This is a genomic window from Grimontia sp. AD028 (assembly GCF_000973155.1).
GTDB classification, from domain to species: Bacteria; Pseudomonadota; Gammaproteobacteria; order Enterobacterales; family Vibrionaceae; genus Enterovibrio; species Enterovibrio indicus.
Map to the genome: position 1 here is coordinate 1 of NZ_LASY01000132.1, position 26,546 is coordinate 26,546.

Sequence of the window (26,546 nt, forward strand, 5' to 3'; positions counted from 1 at the left end):
GCTTTGTTGAGGTGTATTTGCTTAGAATGCTAGGCGGCACACACCTCGTCGCGCCTAAAACGCTTATAGCGAGAACAAAATTTAACCACCAAAGGTCAACAGCCCCTAACTATCTCAAGGAAATGTAGATTGACAGAATGGTTGTATACTGTGTATATGAACAGTGTCTGATTTGAGCGAATGAGTTTATGAGAAAGATAATCCACGTCGACATGGATTGTTTTTACGCGGCAGTAGAGATGCGGGATAACCCGGCACTGCGCGACATCCCTCTTGCTATTGGTGGTTCTGAAAAGCGCCGAGGGGTGATCTCGACCTGTAATTATATTGCCCGTAAATATGGTGTTCGTTCTGCCATGGCGACGGGCCATGCCTTGAAACTTTGTCCGAATCTTACTGTGATTCGTGGGGACATGAACAAATACAAAAGCGTTTCCCGTCAAATCCGTTCTATCTTCGAGCGCTATACCGACAAAATAGAACCGCTCTCGTTAGATGAAGCATACCTGGATGTTAGTGAATGCTCACTTTTTCGAGGTTCTGCCACCATGATTGCCGAGGATATCCGCCGTGCTATTCGTGAAGAACTTGGCTTGACCGCATCGGCGGGGATTGCACCGGTAAAATTCGTGGCTAAGGTCGCATCTGATCTTAATAAACCCGATGGTATGTACGTCGTCACACCTGGTGAGGTCGATGACTTCGTAAAAACGTTAGCACTAGAGAAAATTCCCGGTGTCGGAAAGGTTACCTTGGCAAAGCTTCATGAGATGGGGCTATATAAAGGCGAAGACGTGCAGCAATTTGATAAGAATGCTTTGCTTAAACGGTTTGGAAAGTTTGGTCTGTCTTTATGGAAGCGTTGCCATGGCATTGATGAACGTAGTGTGGAAACAGAGCGTGTCAGAAAGTCAGTAGGTGTTGAGCGAACCTTGCCAGAGGACATTCAAACCGAAGCAGAATGCCTCGATGTTATGGCCTCACTGTTCGAAGAGATGGAAACAAGGCTTAAGCGTGTCTCGCCCAATATGGAAATTGTTCGTCAGGGGGTGAAACTCAAATTTTCAGACTTCCAGCAAACCACAGTGGAGCATCGCCAGTGGCGTTATGACAATGCGATGTTCCCTGAGTTATTACGCGAAGCATTAGCGCGTCAGCAGGGAAGGGGGGTGCGACTGATTGGCTTATCTGTTGGTTTGAAATCTGACGATAAGAACCAGCCTTCGCAACTCAGCTTTGAGTGGTAATGGCAGGGAAAAGATAGCAAAAGAGCGCCAATTGGCGCTCTTTCTCTTTGAGTTATGCTTTGTCGGGAATGGCCTTTAGCATTGCCAGCATTTGCTCCCAGAATAGCCCCACGGTAGCAATTTCCACTTTTTCATCCGGTGAATGAGGGAACTTGATAGTCGGGCCGAAGGAGATCATATCCATGTTTGGATACGGCTCCTTGAATAGGCCACATTCAAGACCGGCGTGAATCACCATGATGTCAGGAGCACGACCATAGATGTCTTCATAGGTTTTTCTGAAAACATGCATGATTTCTGATTCTGGGTCCGGCTTCCAACCCGGGTACGCGCCAGAGAAGGTCACTTTAGCTCCAGCCAGCTCACCGGTGGATTTCAACATGCTTTCTACATAGCTGCGACCACTGTCTGCCAGTGAACGGATCAGGCAGAGTAGGGTCATCTTGTCGTCTTCAGTCGTAATCACGCCAAGGTTAAGCGAGGTTTCAACCACACCGGGAATGTCGTCGCTCATGCGAATCACGCCGTTTGGACAGGCATTGATGGTGGCGATAATACGGCTTTGTACCGAAGGCTTCAGAGCTTGCTCGGAGAGTTCGGCATCCAGAACCGATAGTGCGATGGAGGTCTCTACAGCGCCCAGTTCTTCCTTCAGCAGAGATTCAAAATGACTGAAGAGGTTCGCCAGTTTTTCTTCGTTGGCTGCTGGGACAGCAACATCTGCAAAAGCTTCGCGTGGGATGGCATTGCGAAGTGTACCGCCGCGGACCGAAAGCAGGCGAAGACCCAATTCATTCGCGTGACCCGCTAGAAAGCGGCCCAACAGCTTGTTGGCATTTGCACGGCCGGTGTGAATATCAACACCGGAGTGACCACCTTTTAGGCCTTTAATCTGAAGCGTTTTACCGACATAACCGCCGCCCAGGGTCTCGCGCTCCAAAGAGAAAGCGACAGAGGCATCCACGCCACCCGCACAACCCATGTAGATTTCGCCTTCTTGCTCAGAGTCGGTATTCAGGAGGATCTCACCTTCCAACCAACCTGCTTTCAGACCAAACGCGCCAGTCATGCCCGCTTCTTCATCAATGGTCAGAAGGACTTCCAGTGGGCCGTGCTCAATGTCTTTAGACGCAAGGACGGCAAGACATGTCGCCATACCCATACCGTTGTCTGCACCCAGAGTGGTGCCATCGGCGGTAACCCATTCCCCGTCAATGTAAGGACGGATAGGATCTGTCGTGAAGTCATGGTCCGTGTTTTCGTTTTTCTGCGGCACCATATCGATATGTGCTTGCAGCACTACACCTTTACGGTTTTCCATACCCACCGTGGCTGGCTTTCTGATGATCACGTTGCCGATGTCATCACGGGTAACAGAAAGGCCTTCACTGGTCGCCCAGTCAACAATGTACTGTGCCAGTTGCTCTTCATGCTTGGATGGGTGAGGGATAGAACAGATCTTATCGAAAAACTGCCACACTGGTTGTGGCGATAGTTGGCTGATTTCTGACACAGGCTTTCTCCAGAAAACTCGAAATAAAAAGGCATTTCACAAAGCCAAAACGGCTTCTAATAACAATGATTCTGGCCCGTACAACATACCATTTCCATATACAAAAACGGCACGCCACTGGGGCATGCCGTCAAACTAACAGAATTTGTAACGTAAAAGTATGCTTTGTTAAAAGCATATCTCTGAATGGCGAGTGAGAGCTTACATCTTGAACTGACCGATGGCACTTTTTAGCTGAACACCGACGGCTGACAGAGCAAGACTCTGTTCGGTCAGGTCACGACTTTGCTCAACGGTTTCCCGTCCTTTGCTAACGAGGTTGTGTAAATTAACGTTGATCTCCTCTGTAGCAGCAGCTGTTTGGCTGCATGCAGAAGCTATCGACTGTGTGACCCCTGTGATGTCCCCAACCTTAGTGTCTATCGCAGTTAATGCATGCAAGGTTAACTGGTTATGCTCGGTCGTGGCTTCGGACAGCGTCTGCGTTTTACCTAATTCTGTATTGAGCGAAGAGGCTCGGGATTGGAGTGATGTAATGATGGTTTCAATTTCATCTGTGCTTTGTTGGGTACGGATAGCCAGCGTGCGGACTTCATCAGCCACTACCGCAAAACCCCGTCCCTGATCGCCAGCGCGTGCAGCTTCAATAGCCGCATTCAGTGCGAGTAGATTGGTTTGTTCAGCGATGGCACGAATCACGTCCAATACCTGGCCGACATTTTTGGAATCATCGGCCAGCATATTTGCTTCGTTGGCAGCACTTTGGAGGCTATCAACCATTCCCTGCATCTGATGATGCATATTGTTCACAACCTTCTGGCCTTGTTGACATTCTTCCGCCGCCAGCTGTGCTTCCTCCGCTGCGTGTGAAGCAGAGGATGCAATCTCTTGATTGCTGGCTAGCAGCTCATTAACAGCAGCCGAAATACTGTCGATCTCTGCACTTTGCTGATTCGCCAATCTTTCAGAGTTCTCTGAAAGGCGCGCCATTTCGTCGGCGGATTTTGCCAGTGTGTCAGAGACTGGGTTGATCTCTCCAACTATGCCGCGAATTTGGTCGATAAAGCGGTTAAAGAATCGGGCTATCTGACTGAGCTCATCGCGACCAGAAGAAGATAATCTGTGTGAAAGATCGCCTTCACCGCTGGAGATGTCCTTAAGCGCTTTGGCTGTTTGGGCACTTGGCGCGACGATAGATTGTCCGATAGCAGCGCTGATAAGCAGAACGATTCCGAGAATAACGGCCACACAGGTGACTAGGAACTTAAGCTCTCCAATAAAAGTGGTCTTTACATCGTCGACATAAATGCCCGTTCCCAGAATCCAGCCCCAAGGTTCGAAAAGTTTTACGTAAGACGTTTTTTGTACTGGTATCTCTGAGCCTGGTTTACTCCAAAAATAATCGACGAAACCTGCACCAGAGCGTTTTGCTGTCGCTGCCATTTCCACAAACAGGCGGTTACCAGCTTTATCTTCAAATTGGGAGAGATCCTGACCGTTCAGCTGGGGCTTGATGGGATGGAGGACCATGGCAGGTTTACTGTCGTTGATCCAGAAGTAGTTACTTTGGTCATAGCGTAAAGCAGCAATCGCATCTAACGCGGATTGTTTCGCTTCTTGCTCAGAAATATCCCCATTTTTAAATCGGTTGTAGTGGTGTTCAATCAGCGAGTGTCCGCTATCAACCAGAACCTTGGTTTCGTCTTTTTTATATTCCATCAGCGTTTGATAGTTATGACTGGCAAACAGGTAGATGGGAACAACCATGGCGCTGAGGGTGATTGCGACCAGAATGAAAACGCGGTGGCGGATTTTGATATTACGAATAGCGTCAACAAGCATCAAAGTACATTCCTATGTTGCGGCTGAAGTGGGCGAGCCCGTTTCAGCCTGTCGCCTCCCTGTACCGCTGATTGCGGCCCTGTGGGAGCGAGTCCTTATTGTTGGTGTCTCATTTATAGTTATGATGTCTACTTTTTCAGCAAGTTGGAGGCGATTCAAGCGATTAAGACTAAATAGCTGGTTGTCTTAACATTTTTCTCAATAACACCTGAAATTGTGTGTAATTTAATTACACAAATGACAGGTAATAGATAAAAAATGTGATCCTGATCGCTTTTGTGGTTGTAATAAAATAACAGATAGGCTAGTATCTCACCGTCCCTTGGATTGGGCTGTTTGCCCGGGACATGGCCATGCGCTTTCATTTGTTTATGGATAAGCCCGAAATTTATTCGTCTCCACGGAACCGAGCTTTTAACGAAGCTGCATTCTTTTCGAATTTTTTTGAGGTAATAAGCTGATGAAAGGTAGTTCAGCGTGTCACTACTGGAACCGCGGTTCTGTATACACCACGAATTTTCGGTATCCGGCGACATTCGGATACAACCGCAAGTAAGCTTACTTGTTCCCCCTGAGGGCTGAGGTCCTCAACTGTAATACCCCGCTCTAACAGATACTTTGTTTCCGCAGTTTGGAAACGCCATTTTTATCTGGCGCCACTTTTAAAGTGGCGTTTTTTTTACCTGTAGGCTGGTGAAATATTGAGCACCTCTCATTCTGTTGAGTCACTTCTTTATATATCTCTCAGATTTCAACTCAGTACATTTCTTAAGCAGCATTTCCCTCTAACATAATTTGTATAGACCCTTGAGACCATAGGGTCGCGAAATGTCGTTTAATTCGTCAGCAATCAAGATTTTTAAACAGTTATTCACGCTGGAAATTTTGTGATGTGGCGGGTAATATTCGCGTCAAATTTTCACGCAAACGTTTGTGGAAAACGTTTGCGTCAACTTTTGCTAAATTCATACTTTCCAAGGAACCGAAAGCCATGCTTGAGCGTCTTTTTAAACTGAAAGAGCAAGGTACAGATATTAAAACCGAAGTTATTGCGGGACTGACAACATTCCTGACAATGGCTTACATCATTTTTGTAAACCCTGCGATTCTGTCTGAAACAGGCATGGATCGTGGTGCAGTCTTCGTTGCAACCTGTTTGGCGGCGGCGATTGGCTGTTTCATTATGGGTTTGGTAGCAAACTATCCTGTTGCTCAGGCACCAGGTATGGGTCTGAACGCCTTCTTCACTTACACCGTTGTTTTCCAAATGGGCTACTCATGGCAGGTCGCACTGGCTGCGGTATTCCTGTCTGGCGTGTGTTTTATCGCGCTGAGTCTGTTTAAGGTGCGTGAGTGGATTATCCATTCTATTCCGTTATCGCTGCGTACCGGTATCTCTGCCGGTATAGGTATGTTCCTCGCGCTGATTGCACTGCAAAACTCTGGCATTGTTGTCGATCATCCAGCCACTTTGGTGTCAATGGGTGACCTTTCTTCTTTTGGTCCTGCGATGGCGGCTCTGGGTTTCTTCCTGACCATTGGCCTGGTTAACCGCGGTATCAAAGGTGCAGTAATGATTGCGATTCTTATCGTGACTGCGCTGGGCGTACTGTTTGGTGAAATCCAATATGGCGGCATCATGTCTGCGCCACCAAGCATTGCGCCAACCTTCATGCAGCTAGATTTTGCCGGTGCGATGGAAGTGGGTCTGATTTCTATCGTGTTCGCGTTCCTGTTTGTTGACCTGTTTGACACAGCGGGCACCTTGGTAGGTGTGGCGCAAAAAGCTGAGCTTTTGGATAAAGATGGCAAACTGCCGCGTCTGAACCGTGCGCTGTTGGCTGACAGTACGGCAACTACAGTGGGTGCGGTACTGGGTACATCGAATACCACGTCTTACATTGAAAGCGTGTCAGGTGTTGCTGCGGGTGGCCGTACCGGTCTAACAGCGGTGACAGTAGGCATCATGTTCCTGCTGGCACTGTTCTTCTCGCCATTGGCTGGAATGGTTCCTGCGTATGCGACAGCAGGTGCACTGTTCTACGTTGCTATTCTTATGATGTCGGGTCTGGTAAGCATTAACTGGCGCGACCTGACTGAAGCGGCACCTGTTGTGGTTGTGTGTTTGCTGATGCCGTTGACCTATTCAATTGCTCACGGTATCGGTCTGGGCTTTATCTCTTACTGTGCTATCAAAGCATTCAGCGGTAAAGGACGTGATGTGCCTATCAGTATTTGGGTTCTTGCTGCCCTATTCTTGCTGAAATTCGTTATGTAAGACACAATACGCCGCAATCGTTTGACTGAGTTAAATTGGCGTCTAACGCCTGAGGTTTTCTAAATGAGCAACAAGTTTGTTATCACCTGGGACAACATGCAAATGTACACCCGTCAACTGGCTGAAAAACTGCTACCTGCAGATCAATGGAAAGGCATTATCGCGGTAAGCCGCGGTGGTCTGGTTCCTTCAGCGATTTTGGCGCGTGAACTGGGTATTCGCCATGTGGATACAGTTTGCATTTCTAGCTACGACCACGATCACCAGCGTGATATGCGTGTTCTGAAGAAAGCAGACGGCGACGGCGAAGGCTTCCTGGTAGTGGACGATCTGGTTGATACTGGCGGTACTGCAGAAGTCATTCGTGAAATGTACCCGAAAGCGAAATTCGTGACTGTTTGTGCGAAGCCAGCGGGTAAACACCTGGTAGATGACTATGTCGTAGACATCCCTCAGGATTGCTGGATTGAGCAACCTTGGGACATGGGCGTAACTTTCGTTGAGCCAATCTCAAAGCGTTAATTGCTAAAGAACTTGAAAAGCCCCTTTATGGGGCTTTTTTATGTCCAAATTTTGGCGTCTATCATTCAGGTGAGGTCATGGTTTTGAGCATTTTTGGGTATACAATGGTGTCAGTTCAGTTATTTAATCAAGGAGAGGTTCCGTGAGCGAAACCGAATCCGAAAACCTTTCAGTAAAACTCTTCAAACAGCATAAGCACGCCAGAGAAACATCGACCATTGTTGGGTCGGTCAATCAGTCGCCAAATGGTGTACACAATGCATTGGATGGAGACAGCGATAACAGCTGGTACCGCACACTCCGTCGTCCGCAGTGGATTTGGCAAGGTGTTGACCCGATTGATATGGAAGCCACTCTGGCGCGCATTGCAGGTTCTGATAACAATCGAAGCAATGAGACCCTTCTGGATACCGTTGTTGGCTATCGTCCTGGCAACTGGTCTTATGAATGGACACAGGGGGGCATGAAGCACCAAAAACTGGCGCAGGACTGTGAAGAGCAGGGAAATAAAGTGGAAGCAGCTGAGCATTGGCTACGCGCTTGCACTCACTTCAGTATTGCTGCCTATCCGCACCTAAAAGGCGATCATCTGTCTTTACAGGCAGAAGTGCTAGCGAACAAAGCTTTCCATTCGGCCATTGAAAAGTCCCCATACAAAATCAAAAACGTTGTCACTAAAGTTGACGGTAAACCCCTCGAAGGCTTCTTATACCTTCCCCATACCAATGAACCTTTGCCTACTGTGATCATCAGCGGTGGTTTGGATGCATTGCAGACCGACTTATGGCGCCTGTTCGAAACCTACTTTGCTCCGGCGAATATCGCCATGCTGACATTGGACATGCCGTCAGTGGGTCGTAGCAGCCATTGGTCTTTAAGCGAAGACACCAGCAAACTGCATCAGGCGATGCTGAGTGAGCTCGCCTCAGTACCTTGGGTTGATCATCATCGTGTTGGCTGTATGGGTGTGCGTTTTGGCGGCAATGCTGCGGTTCGTATGGCGTTTGTTGAGCAAAACCGCATTAAGTCGTGTGTCTCTATCGGTGGTGTTCTGCATTCAATGTTGAGCGATATGCAGCGTCTCAACGCTATCCCTCCTATGTATTTGGATACCATTGCATCGCGTATGGGGAAATCACAGGCCTCAGCCTCTTTTCTCACCCAACTTCAGGCGTTGTCTCTGAAAAATCAGGGGTTACTGACCGGGCGGAAAACCAAGGTGCCGGTGCTGGCAATGAGTCTTGAAGGAGACCCTGTCTGCCCAGATACAGACAATCAACTGGCCGCGCTTTACAGCTACGGTGGTAAAGCCAAGACGCTCCCCAACAAGCCACTGCATGACGGATATCACAGAATAATGACTGAGGCTGTGAAATGGTTTAAGGATACCTTGTGATCTAGATCTTCTTAACGGCGTGGGGCGTTCATTAAATGCTCAAAGCATTGCTCGATGGGACGATATATTGATCGTAGCGTGTTATACAGACATGAACTGCTGGTAAAAATACACATAATTAAAACAGGGGCTTTGCGCTAATTAGCCCCTCTTTTTACCTATATGCAGTCGTGTTGAAACGGACTTTTTCTCGTCTTATGGGAGCTTGCTATGACCGATGAAACCAAAACACTTTCACATGGACGCCTGCTGACGCGTTTCGCACAACTGGGTCCCTATCTGCGCCAGAATAAATGCTCAGAAGAAGGTTACTTCTTCGATTGTCTTTCCGCCTGTGTTAATGCCAAAAAATCGCCTGAAAGCCGCGAGTTTTGGGGCTGGTGGATGGAAATTTCACCCAAAGAGGGTGGTTTTGAGTACGCCTATACTTTTGGCAAGTTTGACACTGTAGGCGAATGGAAAGAGGAGAATGTGCCAAATAAATCCTCTACCGAAGTCAAAGCCTCGCTAGATGCTTTTTATTCAAAAATAACTGAATTTGTCGAAGGCGAACTGGGATTGGAAATCACTGCCAAGCCTTCACTGAAGCAGCCTAAGCTGGGCTCTGCCGCTTAAACCTCTTCTTTTGATGAATTATGTGATTGAGTTGCTTTAATCACTTGTTATCTTGGTCTGGGATTGATAAAAGAAGGGCTTAATCGCTTTTATGTTGTCAATGTCATGTCAGGCCAAGAAAACGTTTCATCTGTCTATTCTGGTGCTGGCGATACTTCTGATCGCCAGACCATTGTCGTCAAACTCGGTACCAGCGTACTGACCGGCGGCTCCAAGAAAATCGACCGCGCACACCTTGTTGAATTGGTGCGTCAATGCGCCATGCTTATCCGTCAGGGACACAAAGTCATTGTAGTCACCTCTGGCGCGATTGCTGCGGGTCGTGAACACCTCAACTATCCCGAACTTGCGCCGACCATTGCTAACAAGCAAATGCTGGCTGCGGTAGGTCAAAGCCGCCTTATCCAGGAATGGGAAAGCATGTTTGCCATTTATGGCATTAACATTGGTCAAATGCTGCTGACCCGTGCTGATTTGGATGACCGCGAGCGTTACCTCAATGCACGTGACATGTTGCAAGCACTGCTGGCAAATAACATTGTGCCTGTGGTGAATGAAAACGATGCGGTTGCGACGGCAGAAATCAAAGTCGGTGACAATGATAACCTGTCAGCACTGGTCGCGATTTTGGCGGAAGCAGACAAGCTTTTATTGCTGACTGACCAACCAGGTCTATTCACTGCTGATCCTCGCAGCAATCCTGATGCAGAGCTTATTCGCGAAGTGCATACCATCGACGAGACCCTGCACAAGCTGGCTGGTGGTAGTGTCAGTGGGTTAGGTACAGGTGGTATGGCAACCAAACTGCAGGCAGCAGATGTTGCCCGCCGTGCAGGTATTGAAGTGACGATCGCAGCAGGCAGTCGTCCGGAAGTGATTCAACATTTGGTGGATGGCAAAGAAGCGGGTACGCGCTTCCTTCCATTGGAATCACCTTTGGAAAGCCGCAAACGCTGGATTCTGGCTGGGCCTCCTCCAGCGGGGAACATCATTATTGACGACGGCGCTGCGAAAGCAGTGGTTGAGCGTCACAGCAGCCTGTTATCAAAAGGCATTACTGGCGTGGAAGGTCATTTTGACCGCGGCTCAGTAGCACGCATTTGTAACCAGAATGGTAAACAGCTGGCGCGCGGTATTTGTCGCTACTCAAGCAAAGATCTCAGCGCGATCGCGGGTCGACACAGCCAGGATATTCAAGATATTCTGGGATACGCTCATGGCGCGGTCGCGGTACACTGCGACGACTTGGTCGTTATCGATTAATCAGACTGTGGCAGAAGCCGCGGTTATTCAGGAAGAGCAATAGAGGCTGAAATGAGTCTTCAACAAATGGGACGTGCAGCGAAAGACGCTGCTTACGCACTGGCAACGGCACCAACAGCGCAAAAGAACAAAGCGTTGGCAGTCATTGCTGACGAATTGGAAGCGAACGCAGCAACTATCCTTGCTGCCAATGCAAAAGACATCGATGCGGGACGCGAAGCGGGTTTGCCCGACGCAATGCTGGACCGTCTTTTGCTGAACGAAGCGCGTCTGGCGGGTATTGCTGCTGACGTTCGCAACGTGATTTCGCTGTCTGATCCCGTCGGCAGCGAGATTGACTGCAAAGTGCTGGAAAACGGCATGACACTGAGCCGTCGCCGTGAACCCATTGGCGTGATTGGTGTGATCTATGAAGCGCGCCCGAACGTGACCATTGATATCGCTTCTTTGTGTCTGAAAACCGGTAATGCCAGCATTCTGCGTGGTGGTCGTGAAACCTTCCACTCAAACGTTGAGCTGGTGAAAGTGATTCAGACGGCGTTGGAAAAAGCCGATTTGCCAGCCGCATCTGTGCAGTACATTGAAAAGCCAGATCGCGAGCTTGTGGGTGAGCTGCTTCGCCTGGACGAGTATGTTGATATGATCATCCCTCGCGGCGGCGCGGGTCTTCACAAGATGTGCAAGGAAAACAGCACGATTCCTGTGATTATCGGCGGCTTCGGCATCAGCCACCTGTTCGTAGATAAAACTGCCGATCTCGAGCGCTCGCTGGATGTGATCATCAATTCCAAGGTTCAACGTCCTTCTGCGTGTAATGCGCTGGATACCTTGTTGGTACATGAAGCGGTTGCCGCTAACGTGCTGCAAAAACTGACGCCACTGTTCAACGACAACAAGCTGAAAATTGTTGCCGATAAAGCGTCGCTGCCATTGTTGGGCGGCGTTGCAGATCTGCAGGAAGTAGCGGAAGGTGACTTCGACACCGAATGGCTGAGTTACACGCTGGGCGTGGCTGTGGTCGCCGATGTGCATGCAGCGCTCAAACACATGCGTGACCATAATGCGAGCCACTCAGATGCGATCCTGACCAACGATCTGGCAGCAGCAGAAGCCTTCATCAATGGTGCAGGCTCTGCGGCGGTATACGTGAATGCGTCTACTCGCTTCACAGACGGCGCACAGTTCGGTCTGGGTGCAGAGGTTGCGGTATCTACTCAGAAACTACACGCACGTGGCCCAATGGGCTTGGAAGAGCTGACCACCTACAAGTGGGTCGGTAAAGCCGACTACCTGCCACGCGCTTAACCTTCGCACCGAATGAATATTGAAAGGCACGCGAAAGCGTGCCTTTTTCTTTTCTGCCAATCTCTTTGAAGGTAATCTCTCGCCAACCTTTACGATTGAAAAAGACCGCCATGGATTACACCACGCTCTCCCGCATCAGCCTGAAAAACCTCACTGTGATGCATGTGCTTCTAATGACGCACAGCGTGACACAAACGGCAGAGATCCTTTGCGTGACGCCATCAAGTGTCAGTAAGGCATTGGGGCAGCTTAAATCCGATCTGAATGACGAACTCTTTTTCCGTCGTGGCAACCAATTGATGCCGACGCAATACGCGCTGAGCATTGGTCCTGCTATCCATAACGTGCTTTCCAACATCAGTGGCATCTTTGAGCAGGGTGAATTCGCACCGGAAAGGTTTGGCGGCAGTCTGTCACTCGCCATGCGGGAAAGTACTTTTGAACTTTTCGCGCCCACGTTATGTGATATTTCCCAAAAACTGGGTGCCAGTGCGCAGCTCAGTATCTCCACCAAGGAGCAATTCAGTTTCGAAGCGCTGCTCAGTGGGAAACTGGATTTTCTCGTACTCCCTCACGATGTCAGTCAGCCACCGACGCTCAGCAAAAGCCTTGTTTGGCAGACGATTCTGGAAGATGAGATGGTGTGTTTGATGAACCCAAACCATCCGTTGGCAAGTGTGGAGTTAGACATTGATGGCTACCTGAGTTGTCGCCATATCAACGTGATAGATAAAGATTTGTCAGAGCCGTATTTCGAACAAACCCTGACCCAGCACCATGGTGCGCGCCAGATAGCCATGCGTGTGGCGGACTTTGGGTCGGCAGCATCCACCTGTCACCACTCAAACTACCTGTTTACCTGCTCTAAACGTTGGGCGGAAACCGCCTTGCAGGCAAAAGGGCTGGTGGCGAAACCTTTACCTTTCGATTATGGGCAAGTCGCGTACAGCTTGGTGTGGAATACAGTGAGCTTGAACAATCCAGCGTGTCGTTGGCTTCATAGTCAGCTTATTGCCGAAAGTTAATCGCCAATCAAAGTGAGGTGGCGAGTTAGGTATAAATAGTCGGCTTCAGCATGGGGCGCTGAATGCGGGCGAACAGCAAGTCGTGGAAGCGATCCATCTCCGCTTCACTGCATTTTTCCCACTCCAATGCCTGACCCATTACGCCATGGTGCTGAAACGCATTGAGGCGAATTTGAACGGAGTCTGGCAGTTTATTGAGATATTCGCCGACGGCATCCACTTCCGTATCCAAGTCACTTTTCCCCGGAATATGAAGCAAGCGGACTTCGTGCAGTTTTCCCATCTCAGTCAGCAAGTCGATAGTCTCAATAACGCGGTGTTTATCGCGGCCAATGAGCCAGCGGTGCGTCTCGGATTGCCAGGATTTTAAATCAATCATTGCGCCATCAAGGTAAGGGACAACACGCTCCCAGCCTGCGCGAGACAGTGAACCGTTGCTGTCGATAAAGCATGTCAGGTGTGACAACGCAGGATCGGCTTTGACGGCTTTGAACAGCTCGATGATGAATGATAGTTGCAGTGTGGCTTCACCGCCTGACACGGTAATGCCGTTCAGGAAAAAGTGGTGTTGGCGAACCAAGGCCAGCATGTCGTCCAAGCTGTAGCTGACAATTTTTGGATTGGACTTGTGAGGGCACACGTCGATGCAAAGATCGCAGTGTGTGCACTTTGCCGCATCCCAAACCACTTTGCCTTCAGCACTGAATGACAGCGCATCAGCCGGGCAGGGCGCTACACAATCGCCGCAATCGGTGCAGTGATTGATGGTATGCGGGTTGTGGCAGGTAATGCAGTCGAAATTGCAGCCCTGCAAAAAGATGACCAGGCGGTTGCCCGGTCCATCGACACAAGAGAATGTCAGGATACGGCTGACTAATGCGTTTGTCTTACTCGGTTTCACTGACATTCTCCTGCGGCATTGCTACCTACAATTACTTGTAAACAGGCGTGGTCTCGAAACTCACCACACGTGGTGCGCGGTCCAGAATACCCGTATTGCAAGCCGCTTCCGCGCCCAGCCACGTGGTGTTCTTGCGAGAACCTTCATCGTCGTATTTCGCGATGTCAGACAGTTTGATCATGTAACCCGTTACGCGTACCAGATCGTTTGAAGCCACGTTGGCGGTGAACTCACGGTAGCCCATGTTGATTGCACCCTTACACAGGTTGAACATGGCTTCAGGGTTTGATTTTACGGTCTCGTCGATAGTCAGAATGTCACTGATACCCGAGGTGTAGTATTTGTGGTGACCAGCGGTTGCGTGAACGTACGTCACTGGGTCTGGTTCAGTACCGTAAGGGATGCGAACGCCCGGCGTTACGTCTTTATCGATGCTGATGCCACCTTGTGAGTGCAGCACCGCTTTACCGTTCAGGCCATACTTCACAGGGCTTGCTTCAACCAACTCTGCCAGTTTTGCAGAGATTGCGTGGCCCAGTTCGTTTGCCGCGATGTCGTGACCGTACTTCAGTGACTGACCGTCTTTCTCCATCAGGATGTTTACCGCTTCCGCCATGCCGTAAATACCGAACATAGGCGCGAAACGACCTTCTTCAATCAGACCTTCTGTTGCCAGGAAGTGTTTGAAGTAGTTTGAAGACTCGTGCAGGAAGCTGCTACGCACGTCCATCAGTTCAACCATCAGCCTGCTGTAGGTTGGCAGTACTGCGTTCAGGAAGTCTTCAGCACTTTCCGCTTTCTCAGCCGCGTGCTTCAGGTTCATGCGTACCAGGGTGTTAGAACCACCAGCCAGTGGCAGCGAGTTGTAGCAGCTGACGATACCGAAACGCTTGTCACCGTATGCCGCTGCGTGCATTGGGTAGTTCGCGATGTGCGGTTTGCTGCACTCAACGATGTTTGATGTCGCTTGACGCAGCAGATCGTCAGAGGTGACCGCTGGGTCGTACATGAACGTCAGGTTCGGTGCGATTTGCTTCAGCTCAGCATCAACACGCAGGATAGTGCGACAGATGATGTTGTCTGCTGGGCCGATGTTTGCGTGCATGAATGCATCTGGCAGGGTGCGGTCCAGCATGATCCAAAAACGCTTAATTTTTTGGTAGATATCTTCGTCTGACAGCTCACCCACGTAAGGCATCAGTACGTCATCCAGTTGACCCACATAAACAGGAATGTTGGTCACTGACGGTACGTGGTGGTAGATGATGTTCAGCATGTTCAGCGCATCATCAAGGTTCTCTGCTGGAGACAGCTCTAGGTACTCAGAACCCTGAGACAGGAACTTCGCGTAGTCTGGCAGTACGTAGCGTGGTTTGAACGGAGCGTGACCTTCAAACATGTCACAGATAACGCCGTCTTTCATCGCCTGCTCGATATCGTCAGAGATATCCATGTAAGGTAGGCTGGCTTCTGCTTCCAACGCCAGCCATTGGTTTTTCTGCTTTGGCGACAGGGTTGGGTTGTTGATGATTTGGTAGAAACGTTCTTGAAGTTCTGTCAGATGCTTGCTCATGGAAAAGACCCTACTTTAATTTGGGTTTATTCTAAGCGCGAATCCGGTTTGCCACTATTGAACAATCAAGAAGCGTGTTTTTCCATAATGGAAATCCATGTGTTTTTTGTTTGCCGCTTAATCAATTGACCTGCCGTGCGATCAAAATCAAGCCTAATCATGTATGGCACATGGTAAATTCACGTCAGAAATTTTAGACATTATATTCCGAATAAAGGTTGATAGTGATGGCCACTCCGTCTCCGGAAAATGAAAAATCCCCAAAAGACATGTTTGAAACCTATCTACACGCAGCTGAATTGGGTGACATTGAAGCGATGTTTAATCTCGCTCTTTGCTATGTTGAAGGAGAAGGTGTCGAGAAATCGTTAGAAACGGCCGTTGAATGGCTTTGTAAGGCCGCTGAGGCAGGTCACAGCAATGCGATGTTTAACCTCGCGCTATGTCATCAGAGCGGAGATGGTGTCGAGAAATCGTTAGAAAAAGCGCTTGGATGGCTTTGTAAGGCCGCAGAGGCAGGTCATAGCAATGCGATGTTTAACCTCGCTCTATGCCATCAGAACGGAGATGGTGTCGAGAAATCGTTAGAAACGGCCGTTGAATGGTATCAAAAGGCGGCAGAGGCAGGTGACAGCGACGCGATGTTTAACCTCGCTCTATGCCATAGGAAAGGAGATGGTGTCGAGAAGTCGTTAGAAACGGCCGTTGAATGGTATCAAAAGGCGGCAGAAGCAGGTGACAGCGAAGCGATGTTTGGCCTTGCTGTGTGCTACGACAACGGAGAAGGTGTCGAGAAATCGTCAGAAAAGGCCGTTCAATGGTATCAACAGGCCGCAGAGGCAGGTAACAGAAGCGCGATGTATAACCTCGCGCTCTGCCATAAGCGCGGAGAAGGTGTCGAGAAATCGTTTGGAAAAGCCGTCGAATGGTATCAACATGCGGCAGAGGCAGGTCACAGCAATGCGATGTTTAACCTTGCTGTGTGCCATGATAAGGGAGAGGGTGTCGAGAAATCGTTTGAAAAAGCCGTCGAATGGTATCAGAAGGCCGCTGAGGCAGGTAACAGCAGCGCGATGAATAGCCTCGGACTTTGCCATGAGAACGGAGACGGTATCGAGAAGTCGCTAGAAAAAGCGGTCGAATGGTATCAGAAAGCCGCAAAGGCAGGTGATAGCAGCGCGATGTTTAATCTCGCGCTGTGCCATCAGTTCGGGAAAGGTGTTGAGATGTCGCTAGAAAAAGCCGTCGACTGTTACCAACAGGCGGCAGAGGCAGGTCACAGTGCGGCGATGTATAACCTCGCGTTGTGCCATCAGAGCGGAGAAGGTGTTGAGAAATCGATAGAAGAAGCCGTCGAATGGTATGGGAAATCAGCTGAACTGGGCCACAGCAATGCAAAGTTCAACTTGGCCTTTCTTCTTAGGCTAGGCGATGATTGTCAACAGGATCAAACTAGGTCAGAAGAATTGTTCCAAGAGGTATACGATGGCGGTGACAATGATGCGCTGAGATACTTGCCTCACCCTTCACTAAAAAAGTATGTCTATCCGGCTTTAGACAAACACAATCCAAACGAAAAAGAGGCGGTAAAGAGTGCTTTTGCTCAGTTCCAAGATGCAATTATCAGTGTCATGGAATCTTGTTTGTTTACAGAGAAAAAAGCGGTTTATCACTTTACTCGCTGGCCAGCGATTGAAAGCATCCTACCCAAAGAAAAGCCAGAAAATCACAGAAATGTTATTCGCCTATATCACGAAGATTACATGAATGACCCAGACGAAGGGCGCAGCCTGCTGTCTTTAATAGAGGTTAATAAGTTTAAAGAACAATATAGTGATGTGGCTAAGTTTATGGCAGATGCATTAAATCGGCGTCCACATTTAACCCAAGATTCAGCGACGTATATGGCTTCCTTCACCAGAGAATCAGACCGACTGGATCTTTGGCGCGCTTACGGTTCTGATGGTGATGGCTTTTGCTTCAAGATTGGTATTGAACAGACTGACAGGCACATTTGGTCCCAAGCTAAATTTGCAGAAAAATCCGCTATCGACGAAGCGCCAGAAAGTACACATTCATACAAGCTTTATGAGGTCAAGTACGGCGAAGATGAGAAAGAAAAGAAGCTTGAGGAACTGCTTGTAGCGTTAACCCCCCTCTATGAGAAAACAGTAGATCTTAATGAACAAGTTCAGGAAGAAATTGAGAAAACGATATTCTACATGCTTGGTGAAGTCGTCTACCTTTTCAAAGATGAGCAATACTCCAGCGAGAGAGAAGTGCGTATGTTCAACCGCTTATCACTAGACGAAGTTTGTATCGATGAAACCGAAGTTGGCAAATTGTACAAGCCGACAGGCCCCATCTTGTTCTTGGGGGATGATACAGAAGTTATGATCGGCCCGAAGGTGGCCAACCGCAGAGCAGTAGAGTTGAGTTTGCTCAAGCGCCTTCATACTAATGGTTTTAATAAAACCAAGGTTACTCACTCCAAAGTTAAATACCGTTAATTAGGCTGCGGAATATGGCTGCACATTAACTTTGTAATGTCGTTGACGAAAATAAGGTTTAAAGAATCACAGAAGTTATAGATTTTTGACTGCAAAACTTTACCCGCGGCTAGCTTATCCAAAGGCGCTTGGGTTAGAGCAAAGAATTCTAACTCACTTCAGTCCAAATGCTATTTAAAGCGGCACGACATCTTACCTCTTCACCAGAGATACAAGCTTTAAACAACCAGAAACAAAAAACGCCGAGCAATGCTCGGCGTTTTCGTATTCAGATTCGCGTCAGCGCTTACTTAATTTCCACTCCCTGCGCTTGCAGGTCAGCATGGTAAGAAGAACGCACAAAAGGACCACAGGCTGCGTGGGTAAAGCCCAACTCCAACGCAATCTCTTTCAGCTCATCAAACTCTTCAGGCGGCACGTAGCGCTCAACCGGCAGATGGTGACGGCTTGGTGCAAGGTATTGGCCCAAAGTCAGCATGGTCACACCGTGTGCACGCAAGTCTTTCAGCACTTCGATGATCTCTTCTTTGGTCTCGCCCAGACCCATCATCAAACCTGATTTGGTTGGAACGTTTGGATGCATCTCGCCGAATTTCTTCAGCAGCTCCAGAGACCATTTGTAGTTCGCACCCGGACGCGCTTTACGGTAAAGGCGTGGTGCGGTTTCCAGATTGTGGTTAAACACATCTGGTGGATTGTCTTTCAGCAATTCTAACGCAGTGTCCATACGGCCACGGAAATCAGGTACCAGCGTTTCGATACGGATTTCTGGGTTCAGCGCACGGATTTCGCGGGTACAGTCAGCAAAGTGTTTCGCACCACCATCACGCAGATCATCACGGTCTACTGAAGTGACAACCACGTATTTCAGCTTCATGTCGCTGATGGTTTTTGCCAGTTTTGCTGGCTCATTTTCATCAGGCTGGTTTGGACGGCCATGTGCCACATCGCAGAACGGACAGCGACGGGTACAAATGGCGCCCAGAATCATGAAGGTCGCGGTGCCGTGGTTGAAACATTCCGCCAGGTTGGGACAGGACGCTTCTTCGCATACCGAATGCAGATTGTTCTTGCGAAGCGCAGACTTAATGTCTTGGATACGCTTGCTGTCCGCAGGCAGCTTGATCTTCATCCACTCAGGTTTGCGCAGCATCTCTTTTTGTTCGGTCGGCATGTTCTTGACCGGGATGAGCGCCATTTTGTCTGCGTCGCGGTACTTAACACCGCGTTCCATCTGGATCGGTTTGCTCATAGTTGATTGCTTTCTGTTAGGGACTCGACCTGATCATAGCCCAGATGCGAAGTCAGTTTTTCTACTAACACAGGGTATAGCTCGGGCAGTGATGCCGGGCCCCCTAAATCGACGGTTTGTGTCATTGCCATGCCTTCATAACCGCAAGGGTTGATACGAAGGAAAGGTGACAAGTCCATATTGACGTTAAGCGCCAGCCCATGGAAAGAGCAGCCTCGGCGGATACGAAGACCCAGCGAGCAAATTTTATCGTTACCCACATATACGCCCGGCGCATCAGGACGCGCACGGGATTCAATACCGTAATGAGCGAGCGTATCGATCACGATATTCTCAATCGAAGTGACCAGCTCTCGCACACCCAGCTTTTTGCGTTTCAGATCAATCAGGAAGTAAGCCACCTGTTGGCCTGGACCATGATAAGTCACCTGACCGCCACGATCACTCTGTACTACCGGGATATCCCCCGTTGCTAACAAGTGTTCAGCTTTTCCCGCCTGTCCTTGGGTAAACACAGGTTCGTGCTCTACCAGCCAGATTTCGTCAGTTGTATCGGCGTTACGTTCGTCAGTGAAAGCATGCATGTCTTTCCACGTTGGTTCGTAAGGACGCAATCCGAGTTGTCTGATAATGAGGCGGTTCTGCTGCAATGTACACCTGCCGGAATTGAATATGATGGGGATAGCTTTCTCAGTCACGACATTATAATGACAGACGGCTGAAATAACAGCCGCCTAATCGTATGGGTATTGTGGTTCTTTAGTCTGATAAAGGATTACAGAACCATGCGCACGATTTCAATGTCACCCAGTTCTTTGTACAGCGTTTCAACTTGTTCGATAGAAGTGGCTGTAATGGTGACTGAAACTGCGTTGTAAGTGCCTTTGCCGCTTGGCTTTACGCTTGGGCTGTAATCGCCCGGTGCGTGGCGCTGGATCACTTCCAAAACCAGATCTGTCAGCTCTGGCTTCGCGTATCCCATGACCTTGTAAGTGAACTTACACGGGAATTCCAGCAGGTCTTTTAGTTTTGGTTGCTCTTGCATTTATAACTCCAGAATTGGTCACAGATCTTTCTCTGTTGACCCAAAATATATGTGCAGATGATCACGCAATTTGTTGGGAACGAATAGTAATCGTCCTGTGTTGAGAAAACAAGTTGGTGACTTTTTCTTTGATTCCTGCCTTATATGGGGGTTGGAAAGGGAAATAAAAAGGGCAGCCATTGGCTGCCCTTGAAAGTGATGGCTTTAGTCTTAGAACAAGTTCTTGAAGAACATAATGATGTAGTCCATCAGACGGCTGAACAAGCCACCTTCCTGTACATCATTCAATGCTACCAATGGGTATTCCGCGATGTCTTCGCCGTCAACCTGGTAGTAAAGCTTACCAACCACATCGCCTTTCGCGATTGGTGCTTCCAGTGTTTTCTCAAGTACAAAGCTTGCTTCCAAGTCTTTTGCTTTACCGCGTGGCAGGGTCACGTAGGTATCTTCAGAAACGCCCAGAGCAACTTGGTCGGTGTCGCCCATCCACACTTTCTCGGTCACGAAGGTTTCGTTCGCTTTGTGTGGTGCGACGGTTTCGAAGAAACGGAAGCCGTAGTTCAGCAGTTTCTTACTTTCAGCCTTACGTGCGTTTGCACTGTTGGTGCCCATGACAACCGCAACCAGACGCATGTCACCTTCGGTTGCTGAACTGACCAGGCTGTAGCCTGCTTTGTCAGTGTGGCCGGTTTTGATGCCGTCCACGTTCATGCTCTTGTCCCATAGCAGGCCGTTACGGTTGTACTGGGTAATGCCGTTATAGGTGTAAGACTTCTCGTTGTAAATGCGGTACTCGTCCGGCACGTCCCGAATCAAAGCTTGACCTAACAGCGCCATGTCATAAGGCGTGGTGTAGAGGTCATCATCATCTAGGCCATGGGAGTTCGAAAACTTGGTGTCATTCATACCCAGGGTTTTCGCCCAGCCATTCATCAGATCGACAAACGAGTCTTCAGAACCTGCAATGTGCTCAGCCATTGCCACACAAGCATCATTACCAGATTGGATGATGATACCGCGATTCAGATCTTCCACTTTTACCGTGGTGCCGACTTCGATGAACATTTTCGAGCTGCCAGGGAAGTTTTTCGCCCAGGCGTTTTTGCTGATAACGACATCATCATCAAGGCTGATGTTGCCGCGTTCAACTTCCTGACCGATCACGTAGCTGGTCATCATCTTGGTCAGGCTGGCCGGGTTAAGACGTTCGTAGGCGTTGTTTTCCGCCAGGATCTTACCCGAGTTGTAATCCATCAGTACGTACCCTTTTGCCGCGATTTGAGGCGCATCCGGGACGACGGTTGGGGCTGCAACGGCTGCAGCAGAAGAAAAGACAGCAGTCGATAAGACTAAAGAGCGCAACAATGAGGGTGATTTTTTCATAGATTTAGGTACTTACTTGGTATTTCTTCAGTCAAAAAACTGCCGACACTATAACAGATAGCCTGTGCAGTGTCAGACAGGGTTACAACAACTTACTAAATTGAAACTTTCAGGCCAGCAGCCCTAATTACTGACACCTGAATTCTTGCCCGGTTCATCAGCAATTGGCTCAACAACGACGAATGCCTCATTTATTTGCTGTTCTCTGGCAAGCAATGCGGCTTTTTGAGTTTGGTCGTAGTCATAGAACGGCCCTAAACGCACGCGATAAACACTGCCGGACTGGTTGATATCTGTTGGCAGTTCAAACTGCTTTTGGAAAGTGTCAGCAGCTTGCTTCGCTTTGTCCTGACTGGATATCGCGACCAGTTGTACAAAATAGCGGTTTAAGCGGGCACCTTGCCACTCATTATTGTCCTCAGGTTTATCAACCTTGAGTAGCGTCACTTTTACCGGGGCAGTTCCGGTTTTCAGAATGTCCAACTTTGACGCTGCGGCATAGCTCAGGTCAATAATGCGCCCTTCGTGAAAAGGACCACGGTCATTGACGCGGACAATGGCTTTTTTGCCATTGGCAGTGTTTTCTACTTCTACATAGCTAGGCAGTGGCAGCGTTTTGTGTGCAGCAGACATGGAGAACATGTCGTAAATCTCGCCATTTGACGTTTTATGGCCGTGGAACTTCTTGCCATACCAAGAAGCAATGCCCTCCCCGGTGTAATCCTCAGGATCTTTCATTACTTGATAACTCTCACCACGGACGGTGTAGTCTTTGTTACCGGCTCGGCTGTAAGGCTCGTATCGTGGTTGCGCATCCTCGACATGATCCAGCGTTGGAATCGCTTCCGGCGCTTTATCGTGCTCCAGGCTGTAGCGGTCATCGCTTTGCGTGGCACAGCCGGAAAGTACGAGAGCAGTCATCACTAATATTTTTTTCATTACAGAGCCTTAGAAAGCATTTTTCTGTGTGTGTGGATAGACATTAAGATGCCGAAACCTGCCATCAAAGTCACCATGGAGGTACCGCCATAGCTAACAAGAGGCAAGGGAACACCAACCACTGGCAAGATCCCACTTACCATGCCGATGTTAACGAAAACATATACAAAGAAGCTGAGCACGATACTGCCCGCCATCATACGACCAAATGCTGTTTGCGCACGGCTGGCAAGTAAGAGACCACGACCAATGATGAAAAGGTAAAGCGCCAGTAAGCATGCAACACCAATCATTCCCCATTCTTCAGCAATCACGGCGAAGATAAAATCGGTATGGCGCTCTGGCAGAAACTCCAATTGAGATTGTGTGCCTTGAAGCCACCCTTTACCGCCAATTCCCCCGGACCCAATGGCAATTTTTGATTGGATGATGTGGTAGCCTGCGCCCAATGGGTCGGATTCTGGATCAAACAGGGTGCGAACACGGACACGTTGGTATTCGCGCATCAGGAAGAACCAAAGTACTGGGATGAACGCGGCCACCAGAGTGCCGGCCCCTAAGATAATTCGCCAACTGATACCGGACAGAAACAAAACAAAAATTCCTGATGCCGCAATCAAGATTGAGGTTCCTAAATCCGGCTGTTTGGCGATAAGAATGGTGGGTACAAACACCATCACCAAACCAATAATCAGGGTTTGAAAACGCGGTGGTAGAGGTTCTTTACCGATAAAGCGGGCCACCATCAATGGTACGGCAAGCTTAATCAATTCTGATGGCTGGAAGGTGACAACGCCTAAGTCCAGCCAGCGCTGTGCGCCCTTGGCAGTTTCACCAAACAGAAGCACGGCGATCAGCATCAGAATTCCGGTCACGTATAGGTAGGGAGCCCAGAACTCGTAATGCCGGGGAGAAATTTGGGCGAGCACAAACATCACGCCCAGCGAAAGAAAAATCCGGAAAACCTGACGCTCCATCATGGCAACGCTTTGGCCACTGGCACTCCACATCACCATCAGGCCAAAGCCCATCAGTGCGAGGATGCCGAGCAAAAGAGGCAAGTCTATGTGCAACCGCTCAAACACAGTCTTCTTCTGACCAGTTGATGCAAACAAGCTCATTGGACTTGCTCCTCCTTCTTATCTGCGTTCTTTTTGTCTTTATAGCCATCAACCAGCATATGGTCGAAGATACGACGGGCGATAGGTGCACCATTACTTGAACCACCACCGGCGTTTTCCAATACCATAGAGACAATCACTTCTGGATCATCAAATGGTGCGAAGCCGGTATAGAGCGCGTGGTCGCGAAGGTGTTCAGCGATTTCATCGGCGTTATATTCTTCGTCTTCACCCAGGCCAAAGACCTGTGCAGTACCGGATTTGCCGCCAGTGACATATTCACTGTTGGCGAACGCACGACGAGCCGTTCCTTTCTTACCGTGGTTGACGAGGCGCATCCCTTCAAGAGCCGCATCCCAGTATTTCTCATCGACGTTTTCAATCGGCGGATACGGAGAAAATGGTGCGATTTCCATGACGCCTTCGTTCTCCATGCGTTGGAGAAGGTGAGGCGGATTGACTTCACCACGGTTCACCAATACAGAGGTTGCTTTCGCGATTTGCATTGGGGTGGCCGTCCAATAGCCTTGACCGATACCGACGGGAATAGTGTCACCCTTGTACCAAGGCTGGCGATGACGTGCCATTTTCCATTCGCGGGTTGGCATGTTGGCTTTGCTTTCTTCATGGATGTCGATTCCGGTGTAATCACCGAAACCAAAGCGACTCATCCAGGTAGATAGCTTATCGATACCCAAGTCATAGGCAATTTGATAGAAGAAAGTATCCACCGATTCTTCAATCGATTGAACAATATTCACCCGACCATGACCCCATGCGAGCCAGTCGCGGAAAGGACGTGAGGTTGAATTTGGCAAACGCCAGTAACCCGGGTCATTTCGTGTGGTGTTGAGCGTGATGGCTTTTTCTTCCAATGCCGCAACGGCAATGAACGGCTTAACCGTTGATGCAGGTGGATAGATCCCCAAGGTTGCTCGGTTCACCAGCGGACGGTTTTTGTCGTTCAACAACGCGCGATAGTCTTTGCCTGAAATGCCGTGAACGAAAAGGTTCGGGTCATAGCTTGGCGTTGATACCATCGCCAGTACTGAAGAGTCTTTCGGATCGAGCACCACAACCGCGCCACGGCGATCGCCGAGGATAGAGCGTATGTACAGTTGCAGATCGACATCGAGGTTCAATACCAGATCTTTACCCGGCTCAGGTGGTACGTACTTCAGCGTACGGATAATGCGTCCACGGCTGTTGACTTCGACTTCCTGATAACCAGCGGTGCCGTGCAATTCAGATTCGTAGAACCTTTCAATGCCGAGTTTGCCGATATCACGGGTCGCTTTGTAGTTGTTGAGGACACCTTCACGATCAAGACGGTTTATGTCTTTATCGTTGATTTTCGCCACGTAGCCCAAGACATGGGTTAACGCGTCACCATAGGGGTAGTAACGCTTGAGGTAACCTTTGATCTCAACGCCAGGGAACTTGTGCTGATTGGCAGAGAAAATGGCCACCTCTTCTTCCGTCATCTGGTTTTTCAGTGTGACGGCGTTGAAACGGCGAGTGCGTTTTTTATCACGTTCGAAAGCCCGGATTTCGTTTTCAGAAATCGGCAGCAACTCCTGCAAACTGGCGATGGTGCCGGGAATATCTTTCACCTGCTCTGGGGTGATTTCCAATGCATAAACAGGGCGGTTTTCCGCGAGCAATTTGCCATTGCGGTCGTAAACCAATCCACGGTTTGGCGCAACAGGAACGACTTTGATGCGGTTATCATTGGAGCGGGTGATGTAATCATCATGATCTTCCACCTGAATGTTATACAGGTTAAGAAGCAGGACGCCGACAAGAACAAGAATACCGCCGAAAGCCACAACGGCCCGGCGGAAAAAGAGGGAAGACTCGGCCTGATGATCGCGTATAGGACTACGCTTGTGCTTCATGAATTATTCCCGGTGATAAGGGTGATTTGCTGTGATGCTCCAGGCGCGGTAGAGACTTTCAGCCATCACCACACGTACCAGCGGGTGAGGAAGTGTCAAAGGAGACAACGACCAGCTTTGGTCTGCAGCCGCTTTACAAGCTGGCGACAGGCCTTCAGGGCCTCCAATCAGAATAGACACGTCGCGCGCATCCAGCTTCCAGCTCTCCAGCTGTTGTGCCAGTTGCTCTGTGTCCCAGCGCTTGCCCGGAATATCCAACGTCACGATGCGGTTACCTTTTGGAACGGCGGCCAACATGGCTTCCCCTTCTTTTTGCAGAATACGCGCGATATCGGCGTTTTTGCCGCGCTTACCTGCAGGGATTTCTACCAGTTCCAGTGGCATGTCTTTTGGGAAGCGACGGCTGTATTCTTTGTAGCCTTCCTCAACCCATTTCGGCATCTTTGTGCCGACCGCAATTAGTTGTAACTTCATTGCATCAGTTCCACAGCTTTTCTAGCTGGTACAACTGACGTTGTTCATCTTGCATGATATGAAGCATCACATCACCGAGATCCAGCACGACCCACTCGCCTTCGTTTTCACCTTCCATACCCAGGGTATTAACGTTAGCTGCACGCGCTTCATCGGCGACGTGCTCTGCGATGGAAGAGACGTGGCGTTTTGAGTTACCGGTGCAAAGCACCATGAAATCGGTAATGCTGCTCTTTTCACGGACATCGAGCGTCACGATGTCTGCGGCTTTCATATCATCTGCTTTATCGACAACAAAGTGTTGAAGTTGTTCCGGAAGCAATGTTTTCCCCTTATCGGTGTTCGGTGCATTGTTCTGCAAAAAGTGCAGGACAGTCCTTTTGTAGGGGCTGTTGACCTTTGGTGGTTGAATTTTGTTCTCGCCCTAAGCGTTTTAGGCGCGGC

General features: G+C 49.2%; 22 protein-coding genes. 9 read left to right on the forward strand and 13 right to left on the reverse strand.

The genetic code is table 11. The features are described from left to right. Positions 1-188: 188 nt before the first annotated feature. The gene (gene dinB / locus RN22_RS21495) at positions 189-1,247 is read left to right on the forward strand and encodes a DNA polymerase IV (protein ID WP_046307614.1); all 1,059 of its coding nucleotides are present in this window, start codon (positions 189-191) and stop codon (positions 1,245-1,247) included. A gap of 52 nt (positions 1,248-1,299) precedes the next feature. Here the strand turns inward: dinB and RN22_RS21500 are convergent, their stop codons facing one another. After that, positions 1,300-2,760: an aminoacyl-histidine dipeptidase gene (locus tag RN22_RS21500; protein WP_046307616.1), complete on the reverse strand. Its 1,461-nt coding sequence runs from the start codon at positions 2,758-2,760 to the stop codon at positions 1,300-1,302. A 201-nt stretch (positions 2,761-2,961) separates the two neighbouring features. Further along, the gene (locus RN22_RS21505; RefSeq protein WP_002542333.1) at positions 2,962-4,602 is read right to left on the reverse strand and encodes a methyl-accepting chemotaxis protein; all 1,641 of its coding nucleotides are present in this window, start codon (positions 4,600-4,602) and stop codon (positions 2,962-2,964) included. 991 nt (positions 4,603-5,593) lie between these two features. Between RN22_RS21505 and RN22_RS21510 the strand changes: the two genes are divergently transcribed. The 7 genes from RN22_RS21510 (at position 5,594) to RN22_RS21540 (ending at position 13,006) form a co-directional block, all read left to right on the forward strand. Further along, positions 5,594-6,880 carry an NCS2 family permease gene (locus RN22_RS21510; protein WP_002542332.1) on the forward strand — a complete coding sequence of 429 codons (1,287 nt, stop codon included), beginning with the start codon at positions 5,594-5,596 and terminating at the stop codon, positions 6,878-6,880. Positions 6,881-6,943: 63 nt separating this feature from the next. Continuing rightward, the gene (gpt, locus tag RN22_RS21515) at positions 6,944-7,402 is read left to right on the forward strand and encodes a xanthine phosphoribosyltransferase (RefSeq protein ID WP_002542331.1); all 459 of its coding nucleotides are present in this window, start codon (positions 6,944-6,946) and stop codon (positions 7,400-7,402) included. Positions 7,403-7,544: 142 nt separating this feature from the next. Beyond that, positions 7,545-8,798, forward strand: coding sequence for an esterase FrsA (frsA, locus tag RN22_RS21520; protein WP_046307618.1), 1,254 nt, complete (start codon positions 7,545-7,547; stop codon positions 8,796-8,798). A gap of 210 nt (positions 8,799-9,008) precedes the next feature. Further along, the gene (gene crl, locus RN22_RS21525) at positions 9,009-9,413 is read left to right on the forward strand and encodes a sigma factor-binding protein Crl (protein ID WP_046307620.1); all 405 of its coding nucleotides are present in this window, start codon (positions 9,009-9,011) and stop codon (positions 9,411-9,413) included. A gap of 105 nt (positions 9,414-9,518) precedes the next feature. Further along, the gene (gene proB / locus RN22_RS21530) at positions 9,519-10,676 is read left to right on the forward strand and encodes a glutamate 5-kinase (protein WP_046307622.1); all 1,158 of its coding nucleotides are present in this window, start codon (positions 9,519-9,521) and stop codon (positions 10,674-10,676) included. 51 nt (positions 10,677-10,727) lie between these two features. After that, complete coding sequence (locus tag RN22_RS21535; protein ID WP_046307625.1) at positions 10,728-11,981, forward strand: glutamate-5-semialdehyde dehydrogenase; 1,254 nt, start codon at positions 10,728-10,730, stop codon at positions 11,979-11,981. Positions 11,982-12,091: 110 nt separating this feature from the next. After that, on the forward strand, positions 12,092-13,006 hold the full coding sequence (locus RN22_RS21540; RefSeq protein ID WP_046307643.1) for a LysR family transcriptional regulator: 915 nt from the start codon (positions 12,092-12,094) through the stop codon (positions 13,004-13,006). 25 nt (positions 13,007-13,031) lie between these two features. Here the strand turns inward: RN22_RS21540 and RN22_RS21545 are convergent, their stop codons facing one another. Both RN22_RS21545 and RN22_RS21550 read right to left on the reverse strand, forming a co-directional pair. Continuing rightward, positions 13,032-13,913, reverse strand: a complete 882-nt coding sequence (locus RN22_RS21545; RefSeq protein WP_046307628.1) for a YjjW family glycine radical enzyme activase — start codon at positions 13,911-13,913, stop codon at positions 13,032-13,034. A 25-nt stretch (positions 13,914-13,938) separates the two neighbouring features. Next, positions 13,939-15,480, reverse strand: coding sequence for a YjjI family glycine radical enzyme (locus RN22_RS21550; protein ID WP_046307630.1), 1,542 nt, complete (start codon positions 15,478-15,480; stop codon positions 13,939-13,941). A 227-nt stretch (positions 15,481-15,707) separates the two neighbouring features. On the opposite strand from RN22_RS21550, the gene RN22_RS24555 reads away from it, so the two are divergent. Then, complete coding sequence (locus RN22_RS24555) at positions 15,708-17,990, forward strand: DUF2971 domain-containing protein (protein WP_052737583.1); 2,283 nt, start codon at positions 15,708-15,710, stop codon at positions 17,988-17,990. Positions 17,991-18,276: 286 nt separating this feature from the next. Here the strand turns inward: RN22_RS24555 and lipA are convergent, their stop codons facing one another. The 9 genes from lipA to rsfS all read right to left on the reverse strand — a co-directional run bounded on the left by lipA (position 18,277) and on the right by rsfS (position 26,424). Next, positions 18,277-19,242 carry a lipoyl synthase gene (lipA, locus tag RN22_RS21560; protein ID WP_046307631.1) on the reverse strand — a complete coding sequence of 322 codons (966 nt, stop codon included), beginning with the start codon at positions 19,240-19,242 and terminating at the stop codon, positions 18,277-18,279. Beyond that, positions 19,239-19,892 (reverse strand): lipoyl(octanoyl) transferase LipB, encoded by a 654-nt coding sequence (lipB, locus tag RN22_RS21565; protein WP_046307634.1) that lies wholly within the window; start codon positions 19,890-19,892, stop codon positions 19,239-19,241. The genes lipA and lipB overlap by 4 nt, the downstream gene beginning before the upstream one ends. 125 nt (positions 19,893-20,017) lie before the next feature. After that, positions 20,018-20,287, reverse strand: a complete 270-nt coding sequence (gene ybeD / locus RN22_RS21570; RefSeq protein WP_002542316.1) for a DUF493 family protein YbeD — start codon at positions 20,285-20,287, stop codon at positions 20,018-20,020. A 210-nt stretch (positions 20,288-20,497) separates the two neighbouring features. Further along, positions 20,498-21,670, reverse strand: a complete 1,173-nt coding sequence (locus tag RN22_RS21575; RefSeq protein ID WP_002542314.1) for a serine hydrolase — start codon at positions 21,668-21,670, stop codon at positions 20,498-20,500. 123 nt (positions 21,671-21,793) lie between these two features. Further along, positions 21,794-22,609 (reverse strand): septal ring lytic transglycosylase RlpA family protein, encoded by an 816-nt coding sequence (locus RN22_RS21580; protein WP_046307636.1) that lies wholly within the window; start codon positions 22,607-22,609, stop codon positions 21,794-21,796. Continuing rightward, positions 22,609-23,730: a peptidoglycan glycosyltransferase MrdB gene (gene mrdB, locus RN22_RS21585; RefSeq protein ID WP_046307638.1), complete on the reverse strand. Its 1,122-nt coding sequence runs from the start codon at positions 23,728-23,730 to the stop codon at positions 22,609-22,611. The genes RN22_RS21580 and mrdB overlap by 1 nt, the downstream gene beginning before the upstream one ends. Continuing rightward, positions 23,727-25,628: a penicillin-binding protein 2 gene (gene mrdA / locus RN22_RS21590; protein WP_046307640.1), complete on the reverse strand. Its 1,902-nt coding sequence runs from the start codon at positions 25,626-25,628 to the stop codon at positions 23,727-23,729. Before mrdA ends, mrdB begins: the two co-directional genes overlap by 4 nt. Positions 25,629-25,631: 3 nt before the next feature. Beyond that, positions 25,632-26,102 (reverse strand): 23S rRNA (pseudouridine(1915)-N(3))-methyltransferase RlmH, encoded by a 471-nt coding sequence (rlmH, locus tag RN22_RS21595; protein WP_002542310.1) that lies wholly within the window; start codon positions 26,100-26,102, stop codon positions 25,632-25,634. A gap of 4 nt (positions 26,103-26,106) precedes the next feature. After that, positions 26,107-26,424: a ribosome silencing factor gene (gene rsfS / locus RN22_RS21600; RefSeq protein WP_046307647.1), complete on the reverse strand. Its 318-nt coding sequence runs from the start codon at positions 26,422-26,424 to the stop codon at positions 26,107-26,109. Between the last annotated feature and the right edge of the window lie 122 nt (positions 26,425-26,546).